General features: G+C 68.2%; 23 protein-coding genes. 3 read left to right on the top strand and 20 right to left on the bottom strand.

What is annotated here, in order from left to right:
• Window positions 1-57: 57 nt before the first annotated feature.
• Window positions 58-753, bottom strand: a complete 696-nt coding sequence (locus SVA_RS07475; protein WP_169924009.1) for an acyltransferase — start codon at window positions 751-753, stop codon at window positions 58-60.
• A gap of 537 nt (window positions 754-1,290) precedes the next feature.
• On the opposite strand from SVA_RS07475, the gene SVA_RS07470 reads away from it, so the two are divergent.
• The gene (locus tag SVA_RS07470; protein ID WP_096460637.1) at window positions 1,291-1,929 is read left to right on the top strand and encodes a hypothetical protein; all 639 of its coding nucleotides are present in this window, start codon (window positions 1,291-1,293) and stop codon (window positions 1,927-1,929) included.
• Between the two features lie 52 nt (window positions 1,930-1,981).
• A complete protein-coding gene (locus SVA_RS07465; protein ID WP_269456938.1) occupies window positions 1,982-3,055 on the top strand; it encodes an Ig-like domain-containing protein in 1,074 nt (357 codons plus the stop codon).
• Between the two features lie 60 nt (window positions 3,056-3,115).
• Here SVA_RS07465 and SVA_RS07460 read toward each other — a convergent pair whose 3' ends face one another.
• Window positions 3,116-3,976, bottom strand: a complete 861-nt coding sequence (locus SVA_RS07460) for a glycosyltransferase family 2 protein (RefSeq protein WP_096460635.1) — start codon at window positions 3,974-3,976, stop codon at window positions 3,116-3,118.
• A 29-nt stretch (window positions 3,977-4,005) separates the two neighbouring features.
• Here SVA_RS07460 and SVA_RS07455 point away from each other — a divergent pair, with 29 nt between their 5' ends.
• Window positions 4,006-5,274, top strand: coding sequence for a glycosyltransferase (locus SVA_RS07455; RefSeq protein ID WP_096460634.1), 1,269 nt, complete (start codon window positions 4,006-4,008; stop codon window positions 5,272-5,274).
• A gap of 3 nt (window positions 5,275-5,277) precedes the next feature.
• On the opposite strand, the gene SVA_RS07450 is transcribed toward SVA_RS07455, so the two are convergent.
• The 18 genes from SVA_RS07450 to SVA_RS07365 form a co-directional block, all read right to left on the bottom strand.
• The gene (locus SVA_RS07450; protein WP_096460633.1) at window positions 5,278-6,360 is read right to left on the bottom strand and encodes a glycosyltransferase family 2 protein; all 1,083 of its coding nucleotides are present in this window, start codon (window positions 6,358-6,360) and stop codon (window positions 5,278-5,280) included.
• A 42-nt stretch (window positions 6,361-6,402) separates the two neighbouring features.
• The gene (locus SVA_RS07445; RefSeq protein ID WP_096460632.1) at window positions 6,403-7,257 is read right to left on the bottom strand and encodes a glycosyltransferase; all 855 of its coding nucleotides are present in this window, start codon (window positions 7,255-7,257) and stop codon (window positions 6,403-6,405) included.
• An 11-nt stretch (window positions 7,258-7,268) separates the two neighbouring features.
• On the bottom strand, window positions 7,269-8,114 hold the full coding sequence (locus tag SVA_RS07440; RefSeq protein ID WP_096460631.1) for a GlcNAc-PI de-N-acetylase: 846 nt from the start codon (window positions 8,112-8,114) through the stop codon (window positions 7,269-7,271).
• A complete protein-coding gene (locus tag SVA_RS07435) occupies window positions 8,114-8,968 on the bottom strand; it encodes a class I SAM-dependent methyltransferase (protein WP_096460630.1) in 855 nt (284 codons plus the stop codon). The genes SVA_RS07440 and SVA_RS07435 overlap by 1 nt, the downstream gene beginning before the upstream one ends.
• Before the next feature lie 50 nt (window positions 8,969-9,018).
• Window positions 9,019-10,377 carry an ABC transporter ATP-binding protein gene (locus SVA_RS07430; protein WP_197703418.1) on the bottom strand — a complete coding sequence of 453 codons (1,359 nt, stop codon included), beginning with the start codon at window positions 10,375-10,377 and terminating at the stop codon, window positions 9,019-9,021.
• A 14-nt stretch (window positions 10,378-10,391) separates the two neighbouring features.
• Window positions 10,392-11,222, bottom strand: coding sequence for an ABC transporter permease (locus SVA_RS07425; protein ID WP_096460629.1), 831 nt, complete (start codon window positions 11,220-11,222; stop codon window positions 10,392-10,394).
• Window positions 11,219-12,166 carry an NAD-dependent epimerase/dehydratase family protein gene (locus tag SVA_RS07420; protein WP_096460628.1) on the bottom strand — a complete coding sequence of 316 codons (948 nt, stop codon included), beginning with the start codon at window positions 12,164-12,166 and terminating at the stop codon, window positions 11,219-11,221. Before SVA_RS07420 ends, SVA_RS07425 begins: the two co-directional genes overlap by 4 nt.
• Window positions 12,167-12,175: 9 nt before the next feature.
• The gene (locus SVA_RS07415; RefSeq protein WP_197703417.1) at window positions 12,176-13,483 is read right to left on the bottom strand and encodes a DUF4910 domain-containing protein; all 1,308 of its coding nucleotides are present in this window, start codon (window positions 13,481-13,483) and stop codon (window positions 12,176-12,178) included.
• Window positions 13,480-14,013 (bottom strand): dTDP-4-dehydrorhamnose 3,5-epimerase, encoded by a 534-nt coding sequence (gene rfbC / locus SVA_RS07410; protein WP_096460627.1) that lies wholly within the window; start codon window positions 14,011-14,013, stop codon window positions 13,480-13,482. The genes SVA_RS07415 and rfbC overlap by 4 nt, the downstream gene beginning before the upstream one ends.
• Window positions 14,013-15,245 carry a class I SAM-dependent methyltransferase gene (locus SVA_RS07405; RefSeq protein ID WP_096460626.1) on the bottom strand — a complete coding sequence of 411 codons (1,233 nt, stop codon included), beginning with the start codon at window positions 15,243-15,245 and terminating at the stop codon, window positions 14,013-14,015. Before SVA_RS07405 ends, rfbC begins: the two co-directional genes overlap by 1 nt.
• 20 nt (window positions 15,246-15,265) lie before the next feature.
• On the bottom strand, window positions 15,266-16,339 hold the full coding sequence (locus SVA_RS07400) for an NAD-dependent epimerase/dehydratase family protein (RefSeq protein ID WP_096460625.1): 1,074 nt from the start codon (window positions 16,337-16,339) through the stop codon (window positions 15,266-15,268).
• A gap of 30 nt (window positions 16,340-16,369) precedes the next feature.
• The gene (gene lhgO / locus SVA_RS07395) at window positions 16,370-17,575 is read right to left on the bottom strand and encodes an L-2-hydroxyglutarate oxidase (RefSeq protein ID WP_096460624.1); all 1,206 of its coding nucleotides are present in this window, start codon (window positions 17,573-17,575) and stop codon (window positions 16,370-16,372) included.
• Window positions 17,576-18,349, bottom strand: coding sequence for a glucose-1-phosphate cytidylyltransferase (gene rfbF, locus SVA_RS07390; protein ID WP_096460623.1), 774 nt, complete (start codon window positions 18,347-18,349; stop codon window positions 17,576-17,578).
• An 85-nt stretch (window positions 18,350-18,434) separates the two neighbouring features.
• Window positions 18,435-19,334 carry an ExeA family protein gene (locus tag SVA_RS07385; RefSeq protein WP_096460622.1) on the bottom strand — a complete coding sequence of 300 codons (900 nt, stop codon included), beginning with the start codon at window positions 19,332-19,334 and terminating at the stop codon, window positions 18,435-18,437.
• Window positions 19,335-19,360: 26 nt separating this feature from the next.
• Window positions 19,361-20,128, bottom strand: coding sequence for a CpsD/CapB family tyrosine-protein kinase (locus SVA_RS07380; protein WP_096462863.1), 768 nt, complete (start codon window positions 20,126-20,128; stop codon window positions 19,361-19,363).
• Window positions 20,129-20,269: 141 nt separating this feature from the next.
• Window positions 20,270-21,859: a GumC family protein gene (locus tag SVA_RS07375; protein WP_096460621.1), complete on the bottom strand. Its 1,590-nt coding sequence runs from the start codon at window positions 21,857-21,859 to the stop codon at window positions 20,270-20,272.
• A gap of 14 nt (window positions 21,860-21,873) precedes the next feature.
• Complete coding sequence (locus SVA_RS07370) at window positions 21,874-23,022, bottom strand: porin family protein (protein ID WP_096460620.1); 1,149 nt, start codon at window positions 23,020-23,022, stop codon at window positions 21,874-21,876.
• A gap of 109 nt (window positions 23,023-23,131) precedes the next feature.
• Entirely contained in the window at window positions 23,132-23,758 is a 627-nt protein-coding gene (locus tag SVA_RS07365; protein WP_197703416.1) for a polysaccharide biosynthesis/export family protein, read from the bottom strand.
• Between the last annotated feature and the right edge of the window lie 129 nt (window positions 23,759-23,887).

Below are 23,887 nucleotides of genomic sequence, written 5' to 3'. Positions count from 1 at the left end.
AACGTCTCGGACAGAATGGGAAATGCGTTTACCAGGTAAGCCAGACGCACGACCGCCCTACCCCCGGCTCCCCACGGCACCCGCCCGCCGGGCGTGGGCCGGGACCCATCGCTGCGTGGCGGCATCCCAGCGCTTGATCACCCGCGCCGGCTGTCCGACGGCGATCGCGCGCGCGGGCACGTCGTGCGACACCACGCTGTTCGCGCCGATGATCGCCAGCTCGCCGATCGTGACCCCCGGCAGCACCACCACGTTCTGGCCGAGCCAGCTCCCGCGACCGATGCGGACCGGCGCGATGCGAAACATCGGCTGGTACTTGTAGGGCTCGTTGGCATGCGCGTAGCCGTGCAGCCCGTCGCAGATCATCACGTTCGACGCGAGCATCACGTCGTCCTCGATGACGACCTCCTGCATGGCGGCGATGGTGAGGCCGCCCGTCGCGGTGACGCGGTGGCCGATCGCGATCCGGGGATCGAACGTCTGGACCTCGTGCTCTCTCGCGGGATCCCGCATGACGGGAGTGGGATAGATCGTCTGGGGCACGATCAGCGAGCCGGGGCCGATGCTCACGTCGTCGCCGATCCAGACGCGGTCGGTGTCGTAGAGTCGCCGGGGCCGCTCGATCTGCAGATTGCGCGGGTGGTTGGCGAAGGCCGGCAGATCCGCCTCCGCGAGGTGCTCCGCATACTCGTACAGCGGCCGAATGACGCGCGTCGCCACTCGCCGCAATGCGGCCCGCATCCGTCTACGCATCCTCGCTCCCTCCTTCCCTGTTGCGGGGAGCATAACGCAGTGGCGCGGTTCGGACACCGCGCAGCCTCAATGTCTACTGCGCGATCCTCCGGCCGGATCGAGGTTATCTCTCAGGTGAAACGCTAATTGCGCGCATCGCGGTTCGGGCTTAGCGTCGTCGCTCAATTCGAACGATAAACGGTTTCCGCACGAGCACGTCACAACAGGCGCTTTACGGTTGCCACGAAGCGCACCTCCTGTCAGGGAAGACGGGCCGTCGCGACGCGCGTGGAAGCGGACGCGTTCGATAATAACCATGGCGCGACAGAAGGAGGCGTAACAACAATGAAATCCCGCTCGACGATCCCACGTTGGTTCTGGTTCCTTCCCCTCTTCACGCTCCTCGCCGGCTGCGGCGGTGGCGGCGGTGGCGGCAATAATTCGAATGCAACGAGCACCTGCGTCTGGGGCAGCTCGAACTGGGGCGGGTGCAGCTGGGACAGCTGATCCGCCGAAAGAACCGGATTCATCGCATACCAATAGACAATGGAGGTTCACATGGACGGCAACCGGAAACGGTTTTCCAAAGGGTGGTTCACCGGCCTCGTGCTCGGCACGGCGGCCGCGGGCGGGGCGGCAGTGTACGCCGTCACGCTTCCGCACACGTTCCAGGACGGCCAGACGGCGAGCGCGGCACAGGTCAACGCCAACTTCGCGGCGCTGCGCGACGCGCTGAACGGCACCGGCCCCTGCGGCAGCGACGCCGACGGAATGGTCCGGGTCGGCGCGAGCTGCGTGGACAAGGACGCGAAGGTCGTCACGGCCGTCCCGGCCGGTTGCGAAGCGACGGGCCAGGGTTGCGCCGGGATCCAGGTCGGCGCGGGTCCGGCGGTGGAGTTCTCGTGGGGCCAGGCGCTGGCGGCGTGCACGAACGCCGGCAAGCGCCTGGCGACGGCCGCGGAGATCATCGCGGGGTCGAACGCCGGGGCGATCACGATCGCGGACGGGTCGTACAGCTACGTCGACGCGTCCGCCTCGCGCGTCGATTCGGGCACGGGCGAGCCGCTGGTCTACGCAGGCACGTTCGTCCAGTTCGGTCCCACGGCCACGCTGCCGAGCGGCGCGTTCGGGCTCGCGGGCACGAACACGCCGTACACGGAACAGTTCGACACCGTGATGTTCCGCTGCGCGCGGTGAGCATGGAGTGACGGCGGCGGGCCATGGCCCGCCGCCACGCGCCCCGACTCCGATGACCGCGCTCGCATCTGACGCTCCCCACCGCGCCTGGATTTTTGCGGCGCTGCTTGGCGTTTCCGCCTGCGGCGGAGGCGGAGGAGGATCGGGCGGCGGCTCGCCGCCCCGCGGGAACCAGCCGCCGACTGCGGCCGACGCCTGCGTGGCCGTCCCGTCCGCGAGCGCGACCCTCAGCGGCCGCCTCCCGGGAAGCGACCCGGACGGCAACGCCCTCATCTACGAAATTCTCGATTATCCGCTGAACGGTTCCCTGAGCACGGACCCGTCCGGCAACTACACGTACACGCCGTACGCGAACGCGCGCGGCATGGACCGGTTCACCTACCGCGTGAGCGATCCCTCCGGGCTCGTCTCCGACGTCGGGACGATGGCGCTGCTCGTGGACGGAAGCCTCCGCATCATGCCGCTGGGTGACTCCATCACCGCCGGATTCATGCCGGGGCTTCCCGAGAGCCAGTACGTCGGATACCGCAGGAAGCTCCACAGCGACTTGAGCGCGCTCGGGCTGCCGGTCGACTTCGTGGGCAGCGTCGCTCACCAGGGCGGCTCCGCGAACCCCCCGCTCGCCGATCGCGATCACGAGGGCCACGACGGCTGGTGCGACGACAACACGCCGTACTGCACCGTGAGCAGCGGCCGGACGATCGCCGACAACATCGCGGGCTTCCTCGACGCGAATCCGCCCGATATCGTGCTGCTGCACATCGGCACGAATCACTTCGACACCAACAGCGCCGGCGTCGAGCGCATTCTCGACGGCATCAATGCCTGGGCGGAGGGACACTACCGGGTGTCGGTGTTCGTGGCCCGCATCATTCCGACCCTGGACGGCTCGCTCGACGTGACGACGTTCAACCAGAACGTCGCGAACGTGGCCTTCGACCGCAGCCGCACCCGAATCTGGCTGGTCGACCAGCAGTCCCAGCTGAGCCTGCCCGACGACGGGAACCGCGCGGATCCTCGCTGGATGACGGATGACCTCCATCCCAACCAGACCGGTTACGACCGCCTCGCGGACCGGTGGCGCCTCGACCTCGTCTCGTCGGGAGCCCTGCCGACATGTGATTGAGCGATGTCGAGGCAGGGAGATGCGTGTGCGTACCCGCCCCGCCCTCCCGCTCGACGCGGCTCAGAGCGCGAGGACCCGATGACGAATGCTGCCGGCGACATGCCCGGTCGCCGATCCGGCGCACTTGATCCAGAGCGCCCGGCCGTCCGGCCTGCGCAGCGCCGGGAGGCTGCGGACCAGCCGTCCCCAATCGCCGGCGGCCTGGCGGAGCGGCCGCCAGGCCATCCCGCGCGACCGGTACTTTTCGTACAGCCGGGCCTCGTACCGGCCTTCCGCGACGCATTGACGCCAGGTTCCGCCGAGGCTCGCGCGATAACGATAGTAGACGACGGCGTCATGCGCGTAGTGGATCGGGAATCCGGCAAAATGCGCGCGCCACGAGTAGTCGATGTCCTCCAGCCGTTGAAACGACTCGTCGAAGGGACCGATCGCGTCCCATGCGCGCCGCGTGAAGCCGAAACCGCAGCCGGACGCGGCCGGCAGAAAACCGAGAAAGACGACGAAGCCGGGCGTCGGGTCGTTCGACGAATCCCAGATGGCTCCCGCCCGTCCCGCGTTGAGCCGGCTGTCGTCCACGCGCGAGGCGACCACGTCGTGGCGCGCGAGCGCATCGGCCATCGCCCCGGCCCAACCGGGATGGACCTCGTCATCGGCGTCGCAGAAAGCGAAGGCCTCGCCGGTGGCCGCCGCCACGCCCCGATTCCGAGCGTGGGCGGCGCTGTGGGGCGGGCCGGCCTCGACGACCCGGAGCGATGGCATCCGGTCCCGATAGCCTTGGAGCAGCGCCGGGGTCCGGTCGGTGGAGCCGTTGTCTACGGCGACGACCTCGAAGGGGGGGCGCTGTTGACGGGCCAGGGCCCCGAGCTGCTCCTCGAGGGTGGCGGCCGCGTTGCGGCAGGGCAAAATGACGCTGAGTCGCATGATGTGCGGAAACGGGAACCCGCCCGAACTTGCGGAAGCGGGTCGGGCGCGACAATCCCGACATCTCCCTGTGGCCGGGCGACGACATGGTCACGCTGACGAACCTCAAGAAGCGCGGACGCACCTTTCTCGCACGCGCCGGGCTCGACATACGCCGCCGCCCGTGCACCTGGTCGCCCCGATGCGTGTCCCTCCGGAGCACCGTTCGGCCGGCGCGCGGCAGCGTGCTCCTCGCCTACGTGCTCGAGCCTTTCCTTCTTTCGCCCGGCGAGCCGGTATCGACCGCACACACGCACCACAGCGAATCCCTCCTCATCGCGCGCACCTGGCTCGATCTCGGCTTCGACGTGGACGTCATCGACTACCGCAACGATGCGTTCGTGCCGCGGCGCGACTACCGGTTCTTCGTCTGCGCGCGCACGCAGTTCGACCGTCTCGCCCCCTTGCTGCCCGACGGCTGCGTCAGGATCGCGCACCTCGACACGGCGCATTTCCTGTTCAACAACCACGCGGCCTTCGGCCGCGCGCTCGACCTTCAGCGCCGGCGCGGCGTCACGTGCACCAGCATCCGCATCGTCGAGACCAACCGGGCCATCGAGCTGGCGGATTACGGCGCGTTGCTCGGGGGGGAGTTCCTGCGAGGCACCTACGCGTATGCGGGCAAGCCCCTCTACTGCCTGCCCGTGCCCACGTTGCGGACGTATCCGTCTCCCGAGCGCAAGGATTACGACGCGGCGCGCCGGCGCTTCGTCTGGTTCGGAAGCACGGGATTCGTGCACAAGGGGCTCGATCGTGTGCTCGAGGCGTTCCGCGACATGCCGGAGCTCGAGCTGCGCGTGTGCGGGCCGATCGACCGCGAACCGGAGTTCGCACGGATCTACGACGCGGAGCTCGGTCGCACGCCGAACGTGCGCACGGTCGGCTGGCTCGACGTCGACGGACCGGACTTCCTGCGCGTCGTCGAGGACTGCGTCGCGCTCGTGTTCCCCTCGTGCGCGGAGAGCCAGTCGGCCTCCTCGCTCACGTGCATGCAGGCCGGCCTGATCCCGATCCTGACGCGCGAAGCGGGCATCGACACGCGGGATTTCGGCGTCACGCTCGAGGACGCCTCGATTCCGGCGATCCGCGCGGCGGTGCGCCACGTCGCCGGTCTGCCCGCGGAGGAATTGCGCCGCCGGGCGTGCGCCGCCCGCGATCACGCGCGCGCCCACCACACCCTCGAGCACTACCGGCGGGCCTACCGCGCGATGGTCGAAGACATTCTGCAGCGGGGCAAACCCGCCCGTTCGGCGGGCTAGCCGTCAGGGCGAATCGGGGCCGGTCTCCATTTTTGCGGAAGGCGGACGCATCGCGGTCGCGTCGCCCGCGGGACGCGTGAAGCGGACGCCGCCCTCGGCCGAAGGCGCGCCGGTCCTGCCTCTCCGGCGCGTGATCGGCAGCAGGCCGGCCTCCAGCGTCGCCGCCAGGCCGTTGACCAGCGGCCGTCCCAGCCGCTCGCGCACGATCCGCGGACGAAACGGCGCCAGGAGCCGCTCGAACACGACCCGCCGGTGCGGCACGATCCAGTCGATCAGCCGGTCCTGCGCCTCGTCCGGCAGGCCCCACTTGCGCTGAAAGTGAACGATGCTTTCCCGCGCCCAGTCGTCGTTCCACCGGAGCAGGAAGTACGGCAGGTCGCTCAGCGCGAACCCGCACCACGGGGGTACGTGCGTGACGCACGCGTCCGGCTCGAAGTAGATCGATCCGCCCTCGCGGCGCACGGCCAGGCAGAAATCGATGTGCTCCCGCGTCGTCCGCATGCCCTCGTCGAAGCCGCCGATCCGCTCGAGGGCCTCGCGCCGGGCGAGCATGCAGTGAAACTCGACGTAGTCGCAGGGACTGCGGGCGAGCGACGGTCGCAGGTCGCGCAGCCGCTCGTTGATGCCGATCATCGCGTCCTCGATCCGGCGGCGCCCGCCCTCCTCGACCTCGTGCAGCTCTCCACGCGTGACGTGGATGAGGTCGTCGCCCGGCGGGCCGATGCAGACCACCGGCCCGACCGCCCACGCGCCCGTTTCTTCCGCGCAGGCGACGAGCGCCTCGAGCCAGCCGGGCCAGGCGACCACGTCGTTGTCGATGAACACGAGCAGCCGACCCGATGCCGCCTCGGCCCCGATGTTCCGGGCCTCGTTCGGCATGAGATAGCGTTCGCGCCGCAGCAGCCGGAAGCCCCGCCGGCGGGCGGCCTCGCGCAGGTAGCGTGCGACGCCCGCGGGCGACCCGCCGTCCACATAGACGAGCTCGAACGGCATCCGGGTACACCGGTAGATGCTCTCGAGCGACCGCCGGGTCTCGCTGAATCGCTCCCGCGGCACCACGATCACCGACACCTTCACGTCAACCACGCATCACCTCCCCCGGCGACGAGCCCGGCGCCCGGCGCAGGTTCACAACGCAAGCACGCCATGGCGCATGCTCCCCCGAACGTGTCCCAACCCGACCCCCGCGTCGATCAGCCACTCGGCCCGCCCGATCTGCCGGCGCAGCGCCGGCAGGCGCCGGGCCATGCCGATCCAGCCGCGCACGCTGGCCGAGATCGGCGGCCAGGGCATGCCGTTCGCCCGGTGCTTCTTGTAGAGAAGGACCTGGGCCTGCCCATCGGCGTAGGCCTGGCGGAAAAGCCCGGTCACCGTCCGGCGGTGGCGGTAGTACACCAGCGCGTCCGGCACCCGGGCCAACGGGTAGCCCGCGAGCTGTACCCGCCAGGAGTAATCGATGTCGGACATTCGACGGAGGGACTCGTCGAAGGGCCCCACGCGCGCGTAGAGCTCGCGCGTGAACCCGATGCCGTACGCCGCCGCTCCCGGGAGGAATCCGAACAGCGGACCGAGCGCCTCCTCCGGCGAACCCCATATTTCGCGGAGCCACGACGGATTCAGCTTGGCGTCGTCCATCCGGCTCACCACGAACGGGTGCGCCGACAAGGCCTGTGCGATCGCGGCAAGCCAGCCCGGCGCCACCTCGTCGTCGGCATCGCAGAACGCGAAGCGATCTCCGCGCGCCGCTTCGACGCCGCGGTTGCGCGCGTACGCCGGTCCCCGTTTTGCCGACGCGTCGATCCAGCGCAGCGCCGGAATCCGGCTCCGGTAGCCTTCGACGATGTCCCGCGTGCCGTCGCTCGATCCGTTGTCGGCCACGATCAGCTCCCAGGGCGCGGCACAGGCCTGCCCGGCGAGCGCGTCCAGCTGGGCCGCGATGGTTTCCGCCGCGTTGTGGCACGGCATGATCACGCTCAAGGTCATCCGCCCTCTCCTCAGCGCGCGGGCACCGGCGCCGGCAGATAACGCCGGAGCTGGCCCGCCACCCGCCGCCACCGCGGTACCGGCTCGCGGTCCCACGGCGCCTCGACGCGCAGATAATTGAGCGGAAAGAAATGGCCCGCCACCGGCTCGCCGCGCGCGACGTCGCGGTCGCGCTGAAAGCACTCATGGGTGAACCACACATAGTCGTCGAACCAGGTCCAGCAACCGTATCGCCGATAGAGCCGCTCCAGCTGCTCGCCCAATCCGGGATCGGTCGCCGCGGTCGCGTAGTCGGAATGGAAGCCGTTCACGTAACGGAGCATGAGCTCGTGCGATTTGTTGCTGCAGTAGTTGTCGACCCAGAGCTCGAAACCGAGCGCGGGCTGAACGGCCTTGACCGCCCGGTAGACCTGCACGTGCTCCTCGTGGCCGTACTCGCCCCAGGGGTTGTGCGTGTAGACCCGGGTGAATCCCTGCGCGAGTCGTTCTCCGAGGCCCCGCCGCAGCCGCTCGAAGTTCGCCCGGTACACGGCTTCGGAGAACGCCGGGAACGAGTCGTCGTTCCGCGTCACGGCCAGGCCCTGCTCCGTGCACTCGGGCCGGCGCCAGTCGGCGCCGTTGAACACCTCGGACTCGGTCAGCCGCAGGGAGTCGACTCCGGGCAGCGGGTAATCGGCGAGCGCGCGGCGCCGGCCTTCGGTCCACTCCGGGCGCGACCGGACTTCCTCGAAGCAGAAGAGGACGAGGTCGACGTCGCGCAGCAACGAGCTGAACCACAGCACTTCGTCGTCGGGATGCGCCACGACGAGCGCGGCGCGACGCCCGTCGCCTCGCGCCGTTCCCGGGGAAGCGCCCATCACCGGGCTCCCTCGCGCCCCGCCTTGACGGCGCGCGCGCAGACGAGCAGCGGGTAGCGGGCGTCGTGCTCGTCGATCTCGCCTCGGGTAAAGTCATCGACCGCGAGGCCGCGAAGCTCGCCCGCGGCGGTAAGCGAGTTGCCGTACGGGCGCGTTTCGACGTGCGCGGCGCCGAACGATCGCGCGAGAACCCGGTGCAACCCTTCGCACGTGAACCGCCAAAGCTCCCCGTATTGCGGATAGGTGATCGTGATGCCGGGAACGGCGACGAGCAGCACGCCCCCGTCGGCGAGCAGGCGGTGAAGCTCGGCGACGAAGCGATCGAGATCCGGTATGACGTGCAGCACGTAGGTGCAGACGATGCAGTCGAACGCGCCCCCCGGAATGTCGTTCGCCGCGGTGAGGTCCGCATGCAGCGTCGCCTGCGGGTAGCGCGGATCCGGTTCCTTGTGCAGGATGTCGACCCGGGATACGCGCGAGCCCCCGAAGCGGGTGGAGTACGAGTCCTCCTGGAACTCGAGACAGCGGCCGCGGATGTCAGCCGCCGACGACGCCAGGAACTGTTCCAGGTAGTGGCGATGCACCGGCATGCCGCGCTCGAACCAGGCGTTCGCGAGCGGCGCGGTGCCGTATCCGAAACCCAACCGGGCCGCCGAAGGCCGGCCGCCCGGAACGAGACGCCGGCATCCGCGGATCACCCGCTTCGCGGCGGGCCGGATTGCTGCGAGCGCATCCCGCGGCGCCCCCCGGCCGTCGGGCTGGACGAAGCCCAGGGCGCTCCATCGCCACAGTGCCCAGAGAAAATCGTGCGCCCCCCTGCGCGGCTTTTCACCGTGTGACCAGTAATGTCGCATTGTTGCCTCCTCCTCCGTCGATCACTTCTCTTATTACATGCCGGCCTCCGTCAAGGCAGCGCGCGGCGGACGTCGGCGTCGGATCGCTCCCCCGCCGAGTACTCCGTCGTCCATTCCAGGAGCGGGCGCACGACGCCGGGCAGATCGCCGCCCCAGTCGCCTCGCGCCGTGCCGGGACCCATGTTGTCGAGGACGTTGAACGCGATCACCTGCTGCTCGTCGAACTGCGTGCTGTCGGGGCTTCGCGTGATGAGGCAGGCGGTCACGAAGAACGTCCCCGCCGTGAGCAGATTCCCCGGAACCCAGGCGGTCACCGTGTACCGGCCCTTCTCGCTCGGGCGGCGGAACCGTTCGCCGTCCTGGGCGAGCGAGGCGAAGACCATGGTGCCCTCTTCGTCGTAGACCCAGTAGCTCGGAAGCAGGATCCGGCCCGACTGGACCACCTCGTACGTCATCTCGATGCCGACCGGCTCCGTGACGTCCGCCGACGTGACCGGCCGCCGGTTCGCGTCCACGATCCGCACCGCGCGCAGCCGGGCCACGTCGGCGCCCGGCGCGCTGCGGGCGTCGGACCACTCCCGCGCGGCGGGCGTCCCGATCCCGGCGTGGAGGTACGCGCTCACGACCGCCTGCGGCGGGCCGTCGGCGATCACGGTCCCCGCCTGCAGCAGGATCACGCGGTCGCAGAGCATGGAGATGAAGGGCATGTTGTGGGACACGAAGAGCACCGTCCGGCCCTGCGTGTGCACCTCCTTCATCTTCCGGATGCACTTCTTCTGGAAGTCGGCGTCGCCGACGGCGAGCACCTCGTCCACGATCAGGATCTCGGGCTCGAGATGCGCCGCCACGGCGAACGCGAGCCGCACCGCCATGCCGCTCGAGTAGCGCTTGACCGGCGTGTCCAGGAACCGCTCCATCCCCGAGAAATCGACGATCTCGTCGAACTTGCGGTCCACTTCGCGCTTCTTCATCCCGAGGATCGTGCCGTTCAGGTAGATGTTCTCCCGTCCGGTCAGCTCCTGGTGGAAACCCGTGCCCACCTCCAGCAGGCTCGACACCCGCCCGCGGATCTCGACCAGCCCGCGCGTCGGCGGCGTGATGCGCGTGAGGATCTTGAGCAGCGTGGATTTGCCGGCGCCGTTGCGCCCGATGATGCCGAGGACCTCCCCTCGCCGGACGTTGAACGCCACGTCGCGCAGCGCCCAGATCAGGTCCGAGCGTCCGCTCTCCGCGGCGGTTTCGTCGGACGTGAAACGGTAGAGCGAGCGATACTTGCGGAAGTTCTTGACCGGGCTTCGGACGATATCGACGAGCATGCCGCTCAGGCTGTCGGGCGCGCTGTCGCGCAGCCCGATCCGGTAGACCTTGCTCACCCCTTCCGCCCGTATTGCCGTGTCCTTGTTGTCCATGTTCTTCGGGTCGCTCAGATCACGTCGACGAATACGCGTTCCATCCGCCGGAAATAGATCGCGCCGCTCACGAACAGCAGGACGGCGGTCGCGAGCCCGGGCAGCACGAACATCCACTCGATCGGCGTCCCGAGGAGCGCCGCGCGGAAACCCTCGATCACGCCCACGATCGGGTTGAGCGAGTAGAGCAGCCGGTAGCTGTCGGGAATCGCGGAAGCGGTGTAGAGGATGGGCGCCGAGTAGATCAGCATGCGGATGACGAACGGCATGGCGAACTTCACGTCGCGGAACCGGATCGCGAGCGCCGAAAGCCACATCCCCACCCCCGCCGGAATGAGCATCATGACCAGCATGAGCGCCGGCAGCAGGAGGAGGTTCGTCGTCGGCGTCACGCGGTAATAGAAGAGGACCGCCACGATGATGAGCATGGCGATGGCGAAATCCACGAGCTTGGCGAAGATGGGCGTGAGCGGGTAGATCACCCGGGGGAAGTACACCTTGCCCAGCATGGACTGCTCGTTGACGAGACTCTGGCTCGACGCCGTCATCGCCTCGGACATGTAGGTCCAGGGCACGATGGCGACGGTGGAAAACAGCACGTAGGGAATGCCGTCGGTGGCAATGTTCGCCACGTGCCCGAAGATGACCGTGAAGACGAGGATCTGGATGAGCGGATTGAGGATCGCCCACGAGAACCCGAGGATCGTCTGGGCGTAGAGCACCTTGATGTCCCGCAGCACCAGGAAGTAGAAGAGGTCCCGGTACTCGCGCAGCTCGCGCCAGTCGAACGCCTCCAGCCGGTGATAGGGACGGATGACCGTCGTGGACGTCACGGGATGGTTCATTGGGCCCCCGCCTGCGACACGATCCGCTCCTCGCCCGCCTTGCTGTACCAGGCGACCGTGCGCGCGAGGCCTTCCGCGAGGCCGACGCGCGGCTGCCATCCGATCCGCGCGCGTGTCCGCGCGACGTCGGCGAGCCGCTCCTGCTCGAAGGGACGGTCGGGCACGGCGCCGAACCGCGGCACGGTGCCCGGTCCGGCCAGCGCCACGATCCGTTCGACGACGTCGCGCACGGTCGCGAGCTCGCCCGAACCGAGATCGATCGTTTCCCCCTCGACGCCGCTCGCCCGCGCCGCCGCCAGGCACCCTTCGACCACGTCGTCCACGTAGATCCAGTCGATCCGCCGCCGGCCGCTCGAGATTTCCGGGGCGCGCCCCTCGAGCAGCGAGCGGATGACGTAGGGCACGAGCTTCTTCTCGTCCCACTGCCCGGGCCCGTACACCATGAAGAAGCGCAGCAGCACGACGGGCGTCCGGTACAGCGCGTGGAACATCCGGGCATAGGTGCTCGCGGCGTACTTGGCGGCGGCGTACGGGGACGCCGGCACCGGCCAGCCGGACCCCGGCTCCGGCTCTTCGAGCGAGCCCGCGAGCAGAACGCGGCGGCATCCCGTTTCGGTCGCCGCGGCGAGCAGGTGGACGGCCGTCACGAGGTTGTCCCGCAGTGTGACCGGCACCAGGGAGACGTCCCGGGCGCCGGCCACGTGGCTGGCGAGGTGGAAGATCGTCGACGGCCGCACGGCCGTCATCAACCGGCGGGCGTCGTCGAACTGGGCGAGGTTGCTGCGCCACCAGTAATCGCACCCGTCGCCGTCCGTGCGCGGCTGCCGGGACACGCCGTGGACCGTGGCGCCCAGATCGCGCAGGCGCCGCGACAGCGCGGCGCCGATGAAGCCGCTCGCTCCGGTGATCACCACCGTCTGGCCCTCGAAGCTCTCCGTCTCCATTCGCTCCCTCTATTCCGCCGCCAGCAGCCCCGTGTCGCGCAGCGCGGCGGCGGCGCGCGCGATCGTCGCGAACGGCATTTCCGCGCGCTCGGCGACGCCGAGCAGGTCGTGTTCGCCGTCCGACAGGTTGAGCACCCAGAACACCGCCATTTCGTCCTCGCTTCGCATTCCCGCTCCGAAAGCGCCGTAGAGTCCCCGGCGTCCCAGCTGCGGCTCACCCTTGGGATTGAGATTGCGGTAACGCCGGTTCTGCTCGATCGCGTCGATGACGGTTTCGTACAGATCGAGCGATTCGGCGAGCGGCTCCGGCCGCACGAATCCGAGGTCGTCGGCCGAGGTGTGGTACTGCGGGTAGTGCCCGTGCGTCGTCCGCGAGAGCGCGCCGACCGGCATATCGAATCCGGGCGAACAGTACTGGCGTTCGTCGTACCCGTAGGGGAAGAAATCGAACACGTCGTGCGCGCGCCCGCAATGCCGCAGGACATTGGCCGCGGCGCGGTCGATCTCCGCATCGCCGCGGCGGCTGCGCTTGTAGTTGAACGGCCCGCCGTCCCCCACGCAATTGATCACGAGACCGTGCCGGACCCGCTTCGCCGCCTGCTCGTTCCGGGCGAGCCACGTAATCGAGCCGATGGTCCCCGGAATGAACAGGAAGCGGTAGGTGTAGCGGCGCGCGCGGCGGGCCGCCAGACGCGTGGCGAGGAACGTCGCCAGCGCGATGCCGGAAAGGTTGTCGTTGCACATCGACGGATGGCAGACGTGGCACGAGAGCAGGAACTCTTCCTGCTGCTCCCCGGGCAGCACGAGCTCGCCGTAGGTGAGCGCACCGTCGGTCAGGGTGGAGTCGATGACCACCTCGTACTCCCCGTCGGGGAGCGCGCGCAGCGCCTTGTGCGCGAGGCAGAAGCCCCAGTTCTCCTTGTAGTACGAGGTGCGATACGGGATCCAGTCGGGATAGTCGGGCAGCGTGTGCAGGTGCGGCCGCAGCTCGGCGAGCGACATCCGGCGTCGAACCGGCGCGCTGTAACCGAGCACGTGCAGGTTCGACCGGCGGAAGTCGATCACGCGGCGCCCCGACGCGTCCTTCACGTACGCGTCCCGGATGTTCCATTCCTTCGGCACCGTCCAGTCGAGCACCGGCGTGCCGCTCGGCACCTCGTGCACCTGGAGCGGGACGTGCTCGCCGACGATGGCGAGCGACTCGCGCACGCCGTCGCCGGTGATGCTGCGGCAGATCGGGTAAAGCCGCTCGATCAGGCGGTACATCGCCTTCCCGATGTCGGGCGTAGCTTCGGCGCGACGGGCAACGGTGCTCATCCGAGGAAGTCCGGGTACGCCAGGTCGCGGGCGGAGATGATGCGCGCCTCGACGGCGGGCCATTCGATCCCGAACGCCGGGTCGTCCCAGCGCACGCCGCGCTGCGCCTCGGCCACGTAGTGCTCGGACATCAGGTAATGGACGAGCGCGTCGTCGGTGAGCGTCTGGTATCCGTGCGCCATCCCCGGCGGCACGTAGAGCATGCGTCCGTTCCCGGGCGACAGCTCGACCGCGGCGTGCCGCTTGAACGACGGCGAGTCCGGCCGGAGATCGACGATCACGTCGTGGATCGCGCCGCGCAGGCAGCTCACCACCTTGGCCTCGGCATGCGGGCTCGCCTGGTAATGCAGTCCGCGCAGGATGCCCCGCGCCCGGTTCCCGGAGAGATTGCACTGCCGGACGGCCATCGCGATGCCGTGCTCGCGAAACTCCCGTTCGCACCACGTGCGCGCGAAGAACCCGCGCTCGTCGTAGTGCGGCTCCGGCTCGATCACCCAGGCGCCCGGGAGGCTGGTCTCGATGAAGCGCATCAGTACACCGCCGGTTCCGGGATGGGCACGACGAAACGGCCACCCCATTCGCGAATGCCGGCCATCTGCCGCATGATCTCCTCCTTGAGGTTCCACGGCAGGATGAGCACGTAGTCCGGCCGGGTCTCGAAAATGCGCTCCGGCGCGTCGATCGGCAGATGCGTGCCCGGGAGGAACCGCCCCTGCTTGTGGGGGCTCACGTCCACCACGTAATCGAGAAAATCGCCGCGCACCCCGCAGTAGTTGAGGAGCGTGTTGCCCTTGGCCGGAGCCCCGTAACCCACGATGCGCTTCCCTCCCCTGCGCGCCTCGATCAGGAACGCCAGCAGCTTGCGTTTCGTTTCGCGCACCCTCTCGGCGAAGGCATCGTAGGTGCGCAGGTCCGTCAGCCCGGCCGATCTCTCCTGCTCCCGTAGATCCGCGAGGCGGCCCGTCGGCGCCCGGGAGCCGTCGTCCGCCCGCTGCGCGTAGATCCGCAGCGAACCGCCGTGCGTCGGCAGCTCCTCCACGTCGAAGAGCGCCAGGCCGTGCGCGGCGAATACCGTCTCGACGGTGAGGAGCGAGAAATACGAAAAATGCTCGTGATAGATCGTGTCGAACTCGGTGTGCTCGATCAGGCGCAGCAGGTGCGGGAACTCCATGGTCAGGATCCCGCGCTCCTTGAGCACGAGCGCGAGGCCCCCGACGAAGTCGTTCAGGTCCGGGACGTGAGCGAGGACATTGTTGCCGATCAGGAGGTCCGCCTGTCTCCCGGCATCGACGAGGGCTCGCGCCGTCTCGCGCCCGAAGAACCTCACCTCGGTAGGGATGCCGGCGTCGATCGCCACCCGGGCGACGTTCGCGGCCGGCTCGATACCGAGCACCGGGATTCCGCGCGCCTTGAAGTTCCGCAGCAGATAGCCGTCGTTGCTCGCAATCTCGATCACCTGCCACGCGGGGTCCACGCCGAACCGCGCGGTCATCCGGTCGGCATAGACACGCGCGTGTTCCAGCCAGCTGGGAGAGCAGGACGAGAAGTACGCGTAGTCCCCGAAGATGCGCTCCGGCGACTCGAACTCCTCGAGCTGCACGAGCAGGCAGCGTTCGCAGACGTAGGCATGCAGCGGGTAGAACGGCTCCATGGCACGGAGACGCTCCGGAGGCACGTAACTGTTCGCGAGCGGCGACATGCCGAGATCGGCGAAGGACCGGGAGAGCGGGTGGCCGCAGAATCGACAGGAGGCGGGCGTCATCGGATCTTTCGTTCCTTGCATCAGGCCTGGGCGGCCCGCGGCAGCGCGGACGGCGTGGCCCAGTGAAGCGTCTCGTCCACCAGCCCGTCGGCGCGCAGGTCGCCGAGCACCTTCAGGCGGATGTACGGCGACCGGCGGAAATCGCGATCGCCGAAACGCACGGTCTCGATCCCGGCCTGGAGGCCCCGAATCGCCTCGTCGAGATCGATTTGCGGCTGGTGCCGGGGGGCGAGGGTCCGGAAGAGCGCGAAGCTGACCCGGTAGGAACGCTTGTCCGGAACGGCATCCGGGTTGATCGAAACGCGCACCCCGGGAATGATCCGCGCAACCGCTTCCGCGAGGTCGCGCACCTGGTAATTCCATTCGTCGGCTCCGGCGTTGACGGCGACGTATGCCCCGGGTCCGGGTCCGCGCTCGACCGCCCAGTCGATGGCGCGCGCCATGTCGTCGACGTGGATGAGCGGCCGCCACGGCGAGCCGTCGCTCAGGATCCCGATTTCCCGGTTCAGGACGGCGCCGGCGACGAAGTCGTTGAGCACGAGGTCGAGGCGCAGGCGCTTGCTCATGCCGCACGCGGTCGCGAACCGCAGCGCCGTGACCACGAAGCCGTCGTCGGCGAGCGACTCGAGCTCGCGTTCCACCGCCACCTTCGAGCGCGCATACGCCGTGAGGGGATTGAGCGGATCGCCCTCCCGCCGCTCGCCGTCCGCGGCGTAGCCGTACATGCTGCAGCTCGAAGCGAAGACGAACCGGCGCACGCCGGCCGCCTTGGCCGCGCGCGCCAGCCGCACGCTGGCCTGATGGTTGATTTCCGCCGTCACCCGTTCGTAGGTGCGTCCCATCGGGTCGTTGGAGATCGCCGCCAGGTGGACGACCGCGTAGGCGCCCTCCAGCAGCCGCTCGGGCGGCCGGCGGACATCGGCGAAGTACTGAAGGTCGAGTCGCCGCTCCGGCAGGCCGTCGCCGCAGGTCAGGCAATGGGCGAAGTAGCCGGCATCGAGACCGACGAGCTCGGCGCCGGGATAGCTGGCGCGCAGGCGCTCCACGACGGACGGACCGATGTACCCCATGTTTCCGGTGACGACGATTCGCATCTTCCTGATTCCCTGTCTCCGTTGATATGGTCAGCGCAGCCTCGCCGCGATGTCCGAGGCGACGAAACGCGAAAACGGCAGGCTGCAGGTGAACGCCGGCGACACGGCATTGAGCACGTGAAAAGACCGATCGTCTCCCTCCAGCACGAAGTCCATCTCGAGGCGGCGCTTGCGCAGGTCCACGAGCTGCGCCCTGATTCCCGGCCGCCCCCAGCGCCGGTATTGCTCGGCCCGAACGCCGTGCGCGAGGCGCGCGGCGAGCGCGACCAGCCTCTTCCGGGAGTACTTCCGCACCTCCTCGACGGCGAGCCGGATGAAGTCGAAGCCCGCGGTCACGGCCAGCCCGGCCTGGCGCCGGACGATGTCCAGGAACTCGCGCGCGTCGAAGTTCGCCGCCCCCTCGTACTGCTCGCGCCACAGCGCGGGGATCGCGGTCGGGCCGATCTTCGCGCGGCCTTCGGCCGTCACCGTGAAGTGCACGCCGAGAAACGGGTTGCGCAGGTCCGGGACCGGGTAGATGTTCGTGCGGAAGGCCCCGGCCGGCTCGTCGGAGTAGAGGTAAAGCCCCTTGAACGGGAGGATGCGATAGTGCTCCGAATGCCCGAAGTCCCGCGCCACGCGATCGGCATGAAGGCCCGCCGCGTTGACCACGTACCCCGCCTCCCACGCTCCCGCGTTCGTGCGCACGCGGCCGCCCGAGCGGCCCAGGTAGCGCGCGCCGCACCGTATGGACACGCCTTCCGCGCGGGCGTCCTCCTCCATCCGTCCGAGAACGGCCGCCGGGTCGACCGAGGCCGTCGACGGCGAAAACAGCGCCCGTTCCACCGTCCTCGCCCGGGGTTCGATCTCCCGCGCCGCCTGCGCGTCCACGGAATGCAGCTCGACGCCGTTTCGCCGCGCCCGCCGCTCGAGCTCGGCCAGACCGGCGAGGTCCTCCGGGCGCTGCGCGACCACCAGCTTGCCGCAGGCGTTGACGGGCACGCCGCGCTCCGCGCAGTACGCACGGAGCTCGCGGTTGCCGTCGCGCGTGAACCGCGCCTTCAGGCTGTCGGCGGTGTAGTAGAAACCCGCGTGAAGCACGCCGCTGTTGCGCCCGCTCGCGTGCCGCCCGCAGTGTTCCTCCTTCTCGAGCACCGTGACGGAACAATCGGTGAAGCGGCGCTTGAGCGCGCGCGCGACGTTCAGGCCGATCACGCCGCCGCCGATGACCAGAAAATCACAGCGCGCACCCCCCACCTACCACACCCTCCAGGGAGGGTTGCCGCTCTGCCACAGGTTCTCGAGCACGTTCTTGTCGCGAAGCGAATCCATCGGCTGCCAGAAGCCGTGGTGACGGTACGCAGCGAGCCTGCCTTCGCGCGCCAGTCGCTCGAGCGGCTCGTGCTCCCACACCGTCCGGTCCCCGTCGATGTACTCCAGCACCGCCGGCTCCAGCACGAAGAAACCGCTGTTGACCCAGGCCCCGTCTCCCTCGGGCTTCTCCTTGAAGGTCTCGATGCGATTCTGTCCCTGCTGCAGGCTGAACGCCCCGAACCGGCCCGGCGGCTGCGCCGCCGTCAGCGTCGCGAGCGCCCCCTGCTCCCGGTGAAACCGCACGAGCTCCCGGATGTTGACGTCGCTGACGCCGTCGCCGTAGGTCATGCAGAAGGTTTCGCCGTCGAGGAACTCGCGCACCCGCTTGAGCCGCCCGCCCGTCATCGTGTGCTCGCCGGTATCGACCAGCGTCACCCGCCAGGGCTCGGCGTGGTTCTGGTGAACCACCATCTCGTTGCGGCGCATGTCGAACGTCACGTTCGACGTGTGCAGGTGGTAGCTCGCGAAATAGTCCTTGATCGCCTGGCCCTTGTAGCCCAGGCAGATGATGAACTCGTTGAAGCCGTAGGCGGAGTAGATCTTGAGGATATGCCAGAGAATGGGCCGGCCGCCGATCTCGACCATGGGCTTGGGTCGGACGCCGCTCTCCTCGCTAATCCTCGTCCCGAACCCGCCGGCCAGAATCACCGATTTCATTATCGTCCTTCCTCGTCCCTGTTCGCCCGGCCGCTCCGCGACCGGCTGTCCCGCGGAGCGGGACGCTGCCGCTCTCCGGCGCCCGCTACATGTCCTTGGAGTCCATCTGGGCCGCGCCCCGCTCGCGGTCGGGCCGCTCGTCCTCCTCGCCCTCCGCGCGATTCTCGCGAATGGTGAAAATCCCGCCGCGCGTCTTCTCGCGTACGACCTCGCAGACGATGTCGGCGTCGATCCGGTTCTTCTGCTCCGCGAATCCGTAGACCAGCGCCGTGTCGCACAGGACATTGATCAGGCGCGGCGTTCCGCGCGTGTAGTAATACACCGCCGCGCACGCCCGCGTGTCGAACAGGTTCTGGTCGCCGCCCGCCACGCGGAGCCGGTGCCGCACGTAGCCCCAAGTCTCCTCCAGGTTCAGCGTACGCAGGTTGTAGTCGACCGCGATGCGCTGCGCGAACTGGTAGAGCTCCGGTCGCCGCAGCATGTCGCGCAGGCCGGGCTGCCCGACGAGCACGAGCTGCAGCACCTGGTCCTTGTCGGCGTTGACGTTCGAAAGCATGCGCAGCTCTTCCAGCGCCTCGGGGCTCAGGTTCTGGGCCTCGTCGATGATCAGCACGGTCCGCCGGTCCTGGCTGTACTCCTTGACGATGAAGTCCGCCAGGGTGGCGTAAAGCTCGACCTTCTTTTTTTCCCGGAACTCGAGGCCGAACGCGAGCAGCACCCACTGCAGCAGCTCGCCGAAGTTGCGGTGGGTGTTCGACACCAGTCCGATGGTGGTCCAGTCGTCCACCTCTTCCAGCAGCCGGCGGATGAGGGTCGTCTTCCCGGAGCCGATCTCGCCCGTGATGACGGTGAAACCCGCCTGGTTCATCAGCCCGTACTGCAGCATCGTGAGCGCCATGCGGTGCTTGTCGCTCATGTAGAGGAACGCCGGATCGGGAAGCAGCGAGAACGGCTTTTCGCGGAAACCGTAATATGATTCGTACATGGCGCTCGCTCGTGCTGTGGCGCGCGTTACGGGCCGGCCCGGTTGAGTACGGTACCGAGCAGGTTCTGGTTTCCCGCCTGCAGGAGCTCGGCGGCGCGGGCGGCCTCCTCCCGCAGCGTGCGGCCCTCGTCCACGACGAGCAGCGACGCGTCCAGGTACGGCGCGAACGCGAGCACGTCGTCGCTGGTGAGCACGGCCGGAAGATCGAACACCACGATGCGCGACGGGTAACGCCGCTTCAGTTCCTGAACGAGGCGCAGCATCTGGGGGGACGTGAGCAGCTCCGACGAGTTCACGGCCGTGCGGCTGCCGGGCAGGACCACGAAGCGCGGAATTTCCGGATGCACCAGGATCTGGTCGAGTGGCACGCCGTCCTGCAGGTACTCGCTCAGTCCCTGGTCGACATCGAAGCCGAGATAGCTGTGCACACTCGGCTGCCGCAGGTTCGCATCGACCAGCAGCACGGTCTGGTTCGCCTCCAGCGCGAGGTTCATGCTCAGGTTGATGGCGGTCAGCGTCTTGCCCTCGCCCGGCCCCGGGCTGGTGACGGCCAACGTGCGCCAGCCCTGGCTGCGCATCCGCTGCGACACCTGCGTGCGGAGCACCTTGTAGGCCTTCGCGTAATCGTCGGAGGTATCGCCGGTCACGATCCGGTTCTGCCGGAGCCAGCCCGGATAGAGGGTCACGCTGCGCGTGCGCGTGTAGCTGATCTCGGCCGGGACCAGTGCACGTTGCTGCAAGCCGACTTGTCGGTCCTGCCGCACCCGGGTGAGCGCCTTGGTGATCGGATCCATGACCTGCATGCGTTCCTTGGTGTTCGTTTCGGCGCGGCTCGCGGTTGGTCGGCGGAGCGGCGACTATAGCATCGGCGTTTCGGGGCCGGCATACGGGAGATTGCTTATCTCCTACATCTGTTGCCGGCGCCCAACAACTCTTCAGGCTCTGCGGAAACCCGGATCGCCCCCGTTCGGGATATACGGAATTGCCGCGAGCAACGGCGCGTCGACGAGCGACCGGAGCGCGCGCCTTCCGCGCACCGTGCGATCCATGTACTCCGCCACGCTCGCGTATCCGACGCCGCTGCCCAACCCCAGCACCAGTCCGAGGAGCAGGAACGCGCGGCGATTCGGGCGTTGCGGCGCGTCAGGCATCTCGGGCGGCTCGAGCAGCGAGTAGTGCTCGCCCTGCTGGCCCCTTTCGAGCTCGACGGCGAGCTCCGCGTTCATCAGGTTCTGCTTGATCTCCCGGTACTTCTTGACCGCGCTCTCGTACTCGCGCTGCAACGCCAGCCCCTCCTGCTCGACCTGCGGCGTCTGCTCCAGGCGTGCCTTGTACTCGTTCAGCTTCTCCCTCGCGCGCACCTGCTGCTCCCGCGCGGCCTTCAGGCTCAGGTTCAGGGCATCGAGCTGCGTCTGAACCGCGACGTACGCCGGATTGTCCGGCTTCAGCGCCATACCGGCCACGTCGCTGTCTGCCCTGCGCAGCCGCTCCTCCAGGCTCGCGACGGTCTTTTCCAGCCTCGCGATATCCGGGTGATCGTCCGCGTACTTCTCGCGCAGGGCGTTGAGCTGGCCCTTCGCCTTGCTGTACTGGCGCTCGAGGGGTGCGCGGTTATCCGGAACGCCGGTCTGCTTCTTGAGCGTATCGAGCTCGCGCTTCAGCCGCATCACATCGGGATGGTCGGGGGCGTAGACGGCCGCGGCCGTCATGTACTGCGTCTGCACCTCGCGCAGTCGCCCGCCCGGGCTGTTCCCGGTATGCGGCTCGAGCAGCGCGAGCTGCGACTGGAGCTGGAGCTTGCGCTCCTCGAGATTGACGATCTGGTGATCCAGCTCCTCCAGCTCCCGCTCCGTGCGTTCGAAGAGCTGCATGTTCAGGTTCATGAGCTCCGGCAACCGGCCGCTGTACTTTTCCTTGTACGCCGCAAGCCGCGTCTCCAGTTCCGCGATGTGCTGACGCAACCGCTCCTCCTCGTCGCCCAGGAACCCCGACGCGCGTTCGGCCTTCTGCGTGCGGACTTTCTGGTTCTCGCGGATGAACAGCCCCGCGAGCTGCTCCGCCGTCTTTTGCGCGAGCTCCGGACTGGGGGCATCGAACGAAACGTTGAACGCGATCGTCGCCATGCTCGACGCGCCGCTGCGCGGGTCCGTCACGTTCGCGCTGACCGTCTCGGTCTTTATGTTCCCGCGCATCTTCGCCGCGACGGCGCGGACGTCCCCGGCTGCCCGCTCCTCCGGGTAGAGCCCGACCGATTCGGCGACCTGCGCCAGGTGCTCGGGCTTGAGCACGCGCGTCTCGATGACCCGGATGCGCTGGTTGACGTATCCGGTGACCGTCGAGGACACGACATCCGTCGGTATCTGCTGCTGCTCGATGAGCAGCTTCGCGGTAGACCGGTAGACCGGCGGCAGCGCGACCGCCAGCAGCGCGAACAGGGCGAAGATCGCCGCCGCCGTGTAGATAACCTGGCGCCGGCGACGCTTCAGGACGGCCAGGTAGTCGCTCAGGTGGGTCGATCCGTCCATAGTCGAATCCTTCCTTATAGGCTGTAGGCGAACCCGAGAAAAAAGGCGTTGCTCTGCGCCGAATCCGGATCGGCGTCGAACTTCTGCCGCCGGTACCGGTAGCTGCCGCTCAGAAACAGATCTTCCAGCCATTGCCACCGCAGCTCGGGCTGCAGCTCGTAATAGCGCCGGTCGACGGCGGGATCGTCCCCTTCCAGCGCGCGGTTGCGCAGGAGGTGCGTCTGCAGCACGAATTGCACCGTCGGCGCCGTCTGCAGCGTCCATCGGACGCGGATCTGGTCGCTGCGTACCGTCCTTCCCAGCCCGCTCGGCGTGACGTCGCTGCTGATCACGCCGTCGAGCGTCGACGTCTCCGCACGCTGCTCGAGCCCGGCCGAGAACACGAAACCGCTCGAGGTGTCCTCGGCCGCGCCCGACTCCGTCCGCGTGCGCGATACGCCGGCGCCGAAGTTGCCCCGCAACGTGTCGGAGAACGCCCGGCGGAGGCCGGCCAGGAGCTGAAGCGTGGTCGCCTCCTCGTCGATGTCGGGTTCGAAGCGCGCGGCGTTGACCGTCACGTTCACATCGCTGCGGTCGGTCAGGCTTCGGCTGTACGTCGTGCTCACGCCCTGCTCGGTGTAGTCCACGAGATCGGTCCCGGTGGCGTTCGTGTACCGCGAGTCGGTATGGCGATAACCGAAACGGACGGCGCTGCGCTCGCTGAGCAGCCAGTTCCAGCTCGGCTCCAGCATCCAGAAATGCCGGCGGACCTCCGTATCGCGAGACAGGCCGATGTCCACGTCGCGGATGTTTCCCGTCCCGGGGCCGAAGTCGGTCCGCTCGAAGAGCGTATCGCGTCGATACTCGCCACGGAGCCCGAGCGTCCCCCGTTCCGATGTCTGCCGCTCGCTGGTGAGATACGTCGCCACCTCGCTCTTGTCCTCGACATCGGAATCTCCGTAATCGGTATAGGCAACGTAGCCGTCGAGCGCCGTCTTCGACACTTCGGTATTCGCCTTCACCTGCAGGCGCGGCAGGATCAGGTACCCCGAGACCGACTCGGTGTCGTCGATCGTCAGGTCCACGTTGTCGTCGTACAGCGACTCCACGGCGATGCTCGGCTCGACGATCCATTCGGCCGCCCGGGCGGTTCCCGCCGCCAGTATCAGCGCACCCACGGCCATGACAACGGCACCACCCCGAGCGGCGCGGCCGCCCGCTTCCGCCACGATCAATGCTGCTTCTGGAGATACCATCGCCGCCTCCCCGGGTTCTCTCTGCCCCATCGGCGCGCTACGGCACGACGATCACATCGCCGGCGCGCAGCTTGATGTTCTGCTCGAGTCGCCTTCCTCGCTTCACCTCGCTGTAATCGAACGGGATCACGATCTCCTTGTTCCCTTCCCGCCGCAGCACCTTGATCTGGCTCTCCTTGGCGAAGGGGGTGAGACCGCCCGCGAGCGTCAGCGCCTGGAGCACGTCGACATAGCGGCCGACCATGTACTCCCCGGGCTTGTTGACGCGTCCGGTAACGAAAATCTTGAGGCCCTGTATCTTCGCGATCGATACGGTGACTACCGGATCGGGGATGTACTTGCGCAGACGCTGGCGGATTTCCTGCTCCAGCTGATAAGCGGTCTTTCCCGCCGCCTGAATGTTTCCCACGAGAGGAAAGGTGAGCCACCCGTCCGGACGCACCAGCACCTGGCGCTGGAGATCCTTTTCCTTCCATACCGAGATCTCGAGGACGTCCTCCGGCCCGATCTCGTAGTCGCCCCCCGTCGTCGGGGCAGGCGGCTGGGCCGCGGCGGAAAGCGCCGCGCACACCATCGCCAGCAGCGCGAAGAGGATTGTCGACGGACGCTTCACGGGGACGAACGCGCTGACGAAGCGGGCACTACTATTGTTGTTGGTATGCATATTCTTGTCTCTGACGACGGACGACGAAGGTACTTCTATCGAGGCGGAGTATGGTGTAAGCGCGGGCGCGTTTGCTATCGGGGGTTTTCATGACATAGCCACAGTGCGCGTCGTGCATTTGACCCCTGC

The organism is Sulfurifustis variabilis (genome assembly GCF_002355415.1).
Taxonomy (GTDB): Bacteria; Pseudomonadota; Gammaproteobacteria; order Acidiferrobacterales; family Sulfurifustaceae; genus Sulfurifustis; species Sulfurifustis variabilis.
This window is presented reverse-complemented; position numbering and strand designations above follow the sequence as displayed.